This is a genomic window from Nocardioides sp. CPCC 206348, from assembly GCF_048654705.1.
Lineage (GTDB): Bacteria > Actinomycetota > Actinomycetes > Propionibacteriales > Nocardioidaceae > Nocardioides.
Map to the genome: position 1 here is coordinate 15,061 of NZ_JBMCZA010000190.1, position 561 is coordinate 15,621.

The following is a 561-nucleotide window of genomic DNA, read 5'->3' on the forward strand; positions in this document are numbered from 1 at the left end:
AACCCTGATCGACACCGTGGTCGAGGGCAACACCGCGGCCGTGGCGGGTGGTGGCCTGGCGAACGCGGCCAAGGCCACGATCACGGTCACCGATGGCCGGATCGACGCCAACACGGGCGTCGGGGGCGGCGGCCTCTGGGTCGTCGACGACTCGACCGCGACCATCGACGGCACCCAGGTCAACGACAACACGGCCACCGGTTCCGGTGGTGGCGGCCTGCTCACCTCGGGCAGGACGACGGTCCGCAATGCCACCTTCGACGGCAACGAAGCGATCTACGTCGGCGGCGTCAGCGGGATCGGCGGGGCGATCTACAACGGCTCCAACACCGCCAGCGCGGTCAGCACGCTGGACCTCGAGGCCAGCACCCTGTCCCACAACCGTGGCTACGGCGGATCGGCGCTGGTCGCCTACTCGACCAACGGCGCCACCAGCACCACCACGATCGACCGGAGCACGATCTCCGGCAACGTCAGCTCGTCGGTGTTCGGGGCGATCGAACAGGTCGCACAGCCGTTGACGATCACGAACAGCACGATCACCGACAACGTCGCCACGGG

At 68.6% G+C, this 561-nt stretch carries 1 protein-coding gene; it reads left to right on the forward strand.

Annotated elements, in window-relative coordinates:
• Positions 1–561: hypothetical protein (locus ACOADB_RS15910; RefSeq protein ID WP_378600498.1), on the forward strand; the 561-nt coding region annotated here is incomplete at both ends.